General features: G+C 59.8%; 6 protein-coding genes. 2 read left to right on the top strand and 4 right to left on the bottom strand.

The features are described from left to right. Positions 1–253: 253 nt before the first annotated feature. The 3 genes from VGL22_RS06470 to VGL22_RS06460 all read right to left on the bottom strand — a co-directional run bounded on the left by VGL22_RS06470 (position 254) and on the right by VGL22_RS06460 (position 5,943). Positions 254–4,183 (bottom strand): hypothetical protein, encoded by a 3,930-nt coding sequence (locus VGL22_RS06470; RefSeq protein ID WP_465266083.1) that lies wholly within the window; start codon positions 4,181–4,183, stop codon positions 254–256. 596 nt (positions 4,184–4,779) lie between these two features. Beyond that, on the bottom strand, positions 4,780–5,490 hold the full coding sequence (locus VGL22_RS06465) for a restriction endonuclease (protein ID WP_465266082.1): 711 nt from the start codon (positions 5,488–5,490) through the stop codon (positions 4,780–4,782). 99 nt (positions 5,491–5,589) lie between these two features. Further along, positions 5,590–5,943, bottom strand: coding sequence for a hypothetical protein (locus VGL22_RS06460; RefSeq protein WP_465266081.1), 354 nt, complete (start codon positions 5,941–5,943; stop codon positions 5,590–5,592). A 22-nt stretch (positions 5,944–5,965) separates the two neighbouring features. On the opposite strand from VGL22_RS06460, the gene VGL22_RS06455 reads away from it, so the two are divergent. Further along, a complete protein-coding gene (locus tag VGL22_RS06455) occupies positions 5,966–6,397 on the top strand; it encodes a recombinase family protein (RefSeq protein WP_465266080.1) in 432 nt (143 codons plus the stop codon). Continuing rightward, positions 6,394–6,645 (top strand): hypothetical protein, encoded by a 252-nt coding sequence (locus VGL22_RS06450; protein ID WP_465266079.1) that lies wholly within the window; start codon positions 6,394–6,396, stop codon positions 6,643–6,645. The genes VGL22_RS06455 and VGL22_RS06450 overlap by 4 nt, the downstream gene beginning before the upstream one ends. A gap of 143 nt (positions 6,646–6,788) precedes the next feature. On the opposite strand, the gene VGL22_RS06445 is transcribed toward VGL22_RS06450, so the two are convergent. Next, on the bottom strand, positions 6,789–7,036 hold a 248-nt coding region (locus VGL22_RS06445; RefSeq protein ID WP_465266078.1), incomplete at its 5' end, for a hypothetical protein.

Raw genomic sequence — 7,036 nt, 5'->3', positions numbered from 1 at the left:
AATTCTCACGAACTTCCAGATCGACGGTGCCTTCAGCGGAAGCGGCAGTTCGACAGTCTACCTGGATAGCCTGGCGCTCTACCGCTGGTGAGTGCCTTCATGGGCGGCCAGCAGCACCTTCGCGCCAGCTTGCAATGAACCCGCGTACAGCGGCAAAGGCCGGATGGAGCGCCGGTTACTTGTCCGGCGATTTATCTGGTTGTTGTGAACGAGGGGAGTCAACGGCGCTACAAAACCGCGACTCCCCTTTCTCCTACTGCTCCGTGTAGGTGTAGTCGTTGAACTGCCATGCTCCGGCAATCAGCGAGTAAAGCCGCACATACAGTGTGCCTCCGGTGGTTGGAATCCCCGAGACGCTCTTGCTCTGGCCGGCTACCGCTCCGCCGAAGATATCCGTGGAACCCGCTCCCGTCGTGCCCACGTGCAGACTGTACTGAGTAACTTGCGATCCCGTCGTCCACGAGAACAGTACCGTCGATCCCGTGAGCGTGCTACCCGGCGCAGGAGAAGTTATCACTGCCTTTGCGGCGGGGCTTGCCTCGGTGTAGGTATAGTCGTTGAACTGCCATGCTCCGGCAATCTGCGAGTAAAGGCGAACGTACAGCGTTCCCCCGGTGGTCGGAATCCCCGAGATGCTCTTGCTCTGGCCGGCTACCGCTCCGCCGAAGATATCCGTGGAACCCGCTCCCGTCGTGCCCACGTGCAGACTGTACTGAGTGACTTGCGATCCCGTCGTCCACGAGAACAGTACCGTCGACCCCGTGAGCGTGCTACCCGGCGCAGGAGACGTCATCACTGCCTTCGCCGCGGGGCTTGCCTCCGTGTAGGTATAGTCGTTGAACTGCCATGCTCCGGCAATCTGCGAGTAAAGGCGAACGTACACCGTTCCCCCGGTGGTCGGAATTCCCGGGATGCTCTTGCTCTGGCCGGCTACCGCTCCCCCGAAGATGCTCGTGGAACCCGCTCCCGTTGTGCCTACGTGCAGACTGTACTGAGTGACCTGCGATCCCGTCGTCCACGAGAAGAATACCGTCGATCCCGTGAAAGTGCTGCCTGGCGCAGGAGACGTCATCACTGCCGTTGAGGCGGGGCTTGCTTCGGTGTAGGTGTAGTCATTGAATTGCCATGCTCCGGCGATCTGCGAGTAAAGGCGCACATACAGCGTGCCTCCTGTGGTCGGAATCCCCGGAATGCTCTTGCTCTGGCCGGCTACTACGCCTCCAAAGATATTCGTGGAACCCGCTCCCGTCGTGCCCACGTGCAGACTGTATTGGGTGACACCCGTTCCCGTCGTCCATGAAAAGGCTGCCGTACTGCTGGTAAGAGTGCTCCCGGGAGCCGGCGACGTGATAACTGCCGGCTGGGCGCTCAAAATGTGAATGGCGACGTTGGAACTCAAAGATCCGGCGGTCCCGGGCGGGAACAATCCCAAAAGCGCGGAAGTGCTGTACGCGTCCGCAATCGTGCCGCCATTCAGGCTCAGGCTCGTTGCATCGAGATTGCCGGCTGTGCTCTGGCCCGAGCCAACGGTGTAATTGAAGGTGAGAGAGTTTGTGCCCGAGCCCGAAGAGTAGCTTACCTGGCTCGTTGGCGACGTATTCAACGTCAGCAGCGGAGTCCCGCTCACATTCACTGGGGTCGTAAATGTGACAACGATCGGGATGACGGCGCCCGCCCCGTAAGTTCCAGCCGCCGCGGTGGTGCTTACATTTGTTATGTGGGCAGGCGTGTATATCTCCCAGGCGCCGCGGCCGTGGGTGCCGACACCTAATGCGTGCAGACTGCGGTTCAGTTCGAGGTCCGCACCCTGCGCATTAGGCAGCCCCGTGCCATAGAGGGCCCAGGTGGAGTAAGGATTCGTGGAGAAATAAACGCCCGCTTCCATTGAGACATACATGGTGTGGTTCGGGTCGGTATCCACCTGTGCTGACCAGCCGGGCTGATTGGGAAGATTGGCCGTGATATCGGTCCACGTCGTGCCGGCATTCGTCGTTCTGAATACATGGCTGCTGCCGGTTGAGCTGTAGTTGGCGGTGACGGCGATCGCCGTATTGCCTGTGGGATCGTTCAGATCTACCACCACCTGGTTCACCCGGCAGCCTATGCCGAGAGACGAGTTCTTCGCGCAGCTGGGCAGATCCACCTCCGTCCACAAGCCGCCCTGATTGATGGTTACAAAAATCTGGCTCGAAGAGGAAAAACTTCCGCCGGTGGCAGCGTAGATGACCTCGACATGACCGCTGCTGGCGGGAGAGAGCGCCACCGTATCCACGGCGTTGCCGAGCGGATTGAAGCCGTGCACCCCTGTACTCCCCACCGGAGTCCAACTGGTGCCGGCATTGGTCGATTCAAACACACGGACGCCTGCAAAGAGCACGTGATCGCCGTTCGTTGGGTCGACGACGAATGGCGAATAGAAGTTGCCGGCGTCGCCCGGACCCGCATTCACCCAGGTCCCGGAGGTGCAGCCAGACAGTGATCGGAAGAAACCTCCGTCTGGGAACTCGCCGTAACAATGACTCGGGTTCGTTTGGCTGAACTGCGCAAATCCGCCATCGCCCCCATTCACCTCCCCCCACTGGAGCGCATTGCCGTACAATTCAGTGCCATTATCCTGGCTTCCGCCTATTACGGTCCCAATCTGGGTGGGGTGAAGGCCGATCCCAACGAATTGGATGGTGCTGAGGTTCGAGTTGAGATCGGTCCAGCCAGGCGTCACCGGATCATAGCGGAACACACCTCCATCACTGCCTAGAATCATGCGGTTGTTCTTGTCGAACGCGATGGCATGACTATCGGTGTGAGGTGTGAATCCACCGATGGAGGTGATATCGCTCCAAGTCACGCCTAGATTCGACGACCGGATCACCAGATGAGTGCCGGTAGCATAATTTATGACTCCGGCGCAGTAAACAACACCAGAGGGATCTACGTTGACGGCAATGTCGTACCAGCCCTGCCCGCCGCCTGAGTTTCCGCCGCCCAGGAAATCGGGTGTGCCGGAGGTCAAGTTGGCAAAGGCGGGCGTGGTCGCGTCGGCATTGTCGGAACGGCCAAAATAAGCCAGACCGAAATTCGTCGGGGAGGAAGCAGCCACGTAGAGAACGTGGCTCCCCGTAATCGCCGCAGACGGCGAGACGGCAAGAGCTATTCTCCCTCCCGGCGGGTTGCCCAGGTTCGTCCATGTGCTCCCGCCGTTTGAAGACCTATAGACGCTCGCGGAAACGCTGAACGGGTCTCCCACAGCCGCGTAAACGATAGAAGGAGTATTCGGATCGACGACAACTGACGACCACGTCGTCGTGTTGGTCAACGACGCCGCGAATGTAACGTTCGTCCAGGTGGAGCCGGCGTTGGTCGTCTTCCAGATGCCCGTGTTGGCGCTTTCCTGCCCGTTCTGGGGATATCCGCCCACTGCCGCGTAGGCCACGTCTGGATTGGTGGGATCTATCGCGATCTGCCCGATGACATTTCGCGTAAATGCGCCGGCCGCCGTTGTCAGAACCCAGGTTGCGCCTCCATCGCTGGAGACCAGAATCCCCTGGCCGTGATTGCTGTCCTCCGAGTTATTTGCCTCCCCTGTGCCCGCATAGACGCGCAGATGGTTCGACGGCGCCACGGCAATGGCACCCATGGCAAGCGTCGCCTGGCCGTCAGTCAAAGGCGTCCACGTGGAGCCCCCGTCCACGGTCTTCCATACGCCGCCGCCGGCAGGCGCCGCGTAGATCGTGTTGACATCAGTGGGATCGGCCGCGATGGCGGCGATGCGACCGCTTACCAGTCCCTCCGAGCCCGGCCCGAAGCTCGTTCCCGAGTCCAGCGGAGCAGGCCCAAGCGCCGTCCATGCAGAGGAACTGAGTGACGTGCTGGGTCCAGGGGAGCTGTCAGGGCTGGGACTGGGGAGTCCCTGCGCTGACGGACTGCTCGATGTGTGGCCATGAGGCAGCACCGGCGGATTCATACCAAGCCGCTTCGCCTGCTGGGCATTTGCCGGAACAGGGCAAAGTGCCAGCAGAGCCGCCAACGTGAGAGCGGCCGACATTGCGCCCGAGCAGAGGAAAGGACGGCGCACTGCCGACTTCATTCCCCGGCGGAATGCACCGCGGCCAACGACGCGTGGTGCCTCGTTGAAGACTGTAGAGGAGAAAAACAGGTCCAGACCAAGGGGAAGGCGAATCAGCATGAAAGGTCTCCGAACAGCCTTATCCGCCGCTTGCGCGCGCGGAGGTGGGGCAGCATGCAGGCTGTGGTCCAGCAGGAATCGACGGTGTTCCCGATATTGACCTTGCACAACCGGAGGCTGACTAAGGGAGGAATCTTTACCCGCGAGATGCAGGGATTGTGTCAGCCACGGCCGGGGCTGTCAATGGGAAACCTCTCAAGTCCAGACTTTCCTCATCCCGCTCAGTGGGAGTAACCCACATCTCTCGGAAAGCTTGAAACCTTGCGGAAGACGGCCGGTGAAATCGGCGGTGGACAGGTGGCAAGGTCAATTCGGCTTTGAAGCCAGGGAGTCATCGGCTGAAAACTAGCGGGCACTTCCCGTCTGTCTCCAGGCTTCGGTGATTTCCTGTACTGAGGGGGCGATAAGGGCGGCGTAGCTTGTTCGCGATATTCCAGATGAACCCAACGAGGTTTTGGTGTTGTCCGTTTTACATCTGTGTCCTTAATATCTGATCCAATTGTTTCGGTGCGAGAGGCACTTCTAATCTGTCCATGACGCTAAGTCACAAAGTCAGGAAGCCCTCTATTTCCCACCGGCGATGTAGTAAACGGGCCTCAGAGGCAAAAGACGCTTTTCGGCTCCGTCGATCTCGTTGGGATGCTGAATCCAGGATCAAAAAGCCTCTCAATTCCTACCAACGTAATTTTTCGCTTTTCTAGCATTCGTGCCTCCAAATCAGCCGCCGAAGTGAATCCGCCGGTGCATACGAATATGCCAACGTCCCCGTCTCCCAACACTGCGAGAGAGGATCGAAGCCCGGCAACGTCGACTGCGTCTGCTCGGCGCTTAACTTGCACCTTGATACGAGGATTTTGAGTTCCGAGCGGGTCTGTGTGCGCCAGAATGTCTATTCCCTGATCTAGCCCAGGCGGGGAGATCCAAGAAACGAGGTACCCCATGCCCTTTAGCAGCGCTGCCACGAGTGTCTGAAGATCGAAAGGCTGAATGTTTTGCATGTACTTTTCGATTTCGGTCCAAGCAAGTTCCTCCGCCTCCTCGAGAGTGGTATGAACTGACTCTGACACTTCGTCCTCCAGCAATTCATCGCCATCTGGTTGGGCGGATTTCCAGACGTAGTAAAGCTCTCGGGCCCGCTTCATGAACTGCTCTGGGTCGGAATACTGTTTGAATGCCAACTTGCCGTCGTGGTGAGGGATCCACTTGCCTTTATTCTTGGCAAGCCAGCCAGCTTTGATCGGACCGATTGTCGCAAAACGGACGACCTTCTCAAAGCGCCGAACTCCTGGCTTGCCGGGATAGGCCATCCGATCTCGGCGCGACTACCGGCTGATGGTTCGAGGAGCCTGAGCAGAGTGGATGGGAGACGCTGCTGCCGGGCGCCCGCGCGAGGGAGTTTTGGTGGGTCAGGATGGAAAGACCAGGTCATTCTGCTCGCCGAGCAGGCGCGCTGCCATATCGGCCGCGCTCAGGCCGACAGTCGAGAACTTGAAGGTGCGTCCCGGGTACTCCTTGAGCGACACTCCCCAGGCGCCGGCGGACTCGACGGTGCCCGATATCTCCTCAACCGGAGCGGTAAACCGCCGGTCATCCATCTTGATGCCGGAATCCTTGGTCTGCTGCACGCGATCGACGATCTGGTCGTACTCGATGCGAAGGGATGTGTCTTCCCTGGAGGCGCCAAGTACGTTCTGGCGAATCGAGTTGTACTCCCGGGAGTAGGGCGCAATATCACACCGGATCTCCGGAACCAAAGCCAAGCGGCCCGGTCTCGACCAGCTGATGACCGGCGCCCGCCGCGGCCAGTTCGATGTTGTGCTGGTGTGGGCCTCGGACCGGATCGCCCGGTCCGTGAGGCACTTCCTCGATGTGCTCGATGAACTCAACCGGCTCAATGTCGAGTTCGTCAGCTTCCGCGAGCAGATCGACACCGCCGGCCCGTTGGGCCGCGCCCTGGTGGTGATCATCGGAGCCATCGCCGAGCTCGAACGCAACCTTATTATCGAGCGGGTCCGCGCCGGCATGAGGCGCGCCCGCCTCGAAGACCGACACATCGGACGAACGCCGCTCCAACTCGATAACGAAGCCATCCGCCGCGATCGCGCTCACGGCTGCAGCCTGCGCACGATCGCCAAGACCTACCGCGTCTCCACGGCCACCGTGCAGCGGGTCCTCAAACAGTCCATCTCAACCGCTCAGGAGCATGTCGCATGAACCAGGACTGGGTTGTCCTGCTCGTCTGTCTCGCCATCATCGCCACCCCGGCCGCGCTGCTTTACGCAGCCGGCCGGGGATATCTCTCTGCCGTCGCCACCATGGCCGAACTGCGCTCTTCCCTCAACCACGTGCTTCTCGATACCGAGAAGATCCACCACGCCACCCAGTTGCAGAAGCCCGTTCTCTGTGACGCTCACAAGCGCATCAGCGCCGTGACAAAAGCCCTCGAAAAACCTGCCCCCTAAACCCCGCAAACTCAATGGCCGGATCTACTCGATCCGGCCGTGACAAAACCTGTACCTTACCTCACGCCCGTCCAGACCGGCCTATCTGAAACTTGACGCCATACGTAGGCATTTATGGGTCGTACCCAGAACAAGGGAGCAAATCAATTGGAAAGTGGCACCGGCGGGTCGGAAACATGCAAAAGTGGAGCGGACTTCAATGCCCCCAGATCGGTCAAAAGGCGGGCCCAGTGCGCCGGATCTTCCCGGCTCTGGATGGGCAGCGAGCGATCGGTGTAAAAGGCCAAAATGTTATCGCGCAATTGAGGCGTGGTGCCATCGAAGTTCTGCGCCGCCAACCTGGCCAGCAGGGTTGCGTAGGCCTGATCTGCCAGCGAGTACTCTGCGCCTG

This window comes from Occallatibacter sp. (assembly GCF_036502485.1).
Lineage (GTDB): Bacteria > Acidobacteriota > Terriglobia > Terriglobales > Acidobacteriaceae > Telmatobacter.
This window is presented reverse-complemented; position numbering and strand designations above follow the sequence as displayed.

Coding starts and splice junctions, on each gene's coding strand:
- VGL22_RS06470 (WP_465266083.1), bottom strand. CDS start 4,183: ATGCTGATTCGCCTTCCCCTTGGTCTGGACCTGTTTTTCTCCTCTACA.
- VGL22_RS06450 (WP_465266079.1), top strand. CDS start 6,394: ATGAACCAGGACTGGGTTGTCCTGCTCGTCTGTCTCGCCATCATCGCC.
- VGL22_RS06465 (WP_465266082.1), bottom strand. CDS start 5,490: ATGGCCTATCCCGGCAAGCCAGGAGTTCGGCGCTTTGAGAAGGTCGTC.
- VGL22_RS06455 (WP_465266080.1), top strand. CDS start 5,966: ATGACCGGCGCCCGCCGCGGCCAGTTCGATGTTGTGCTGGTGTGGGCC.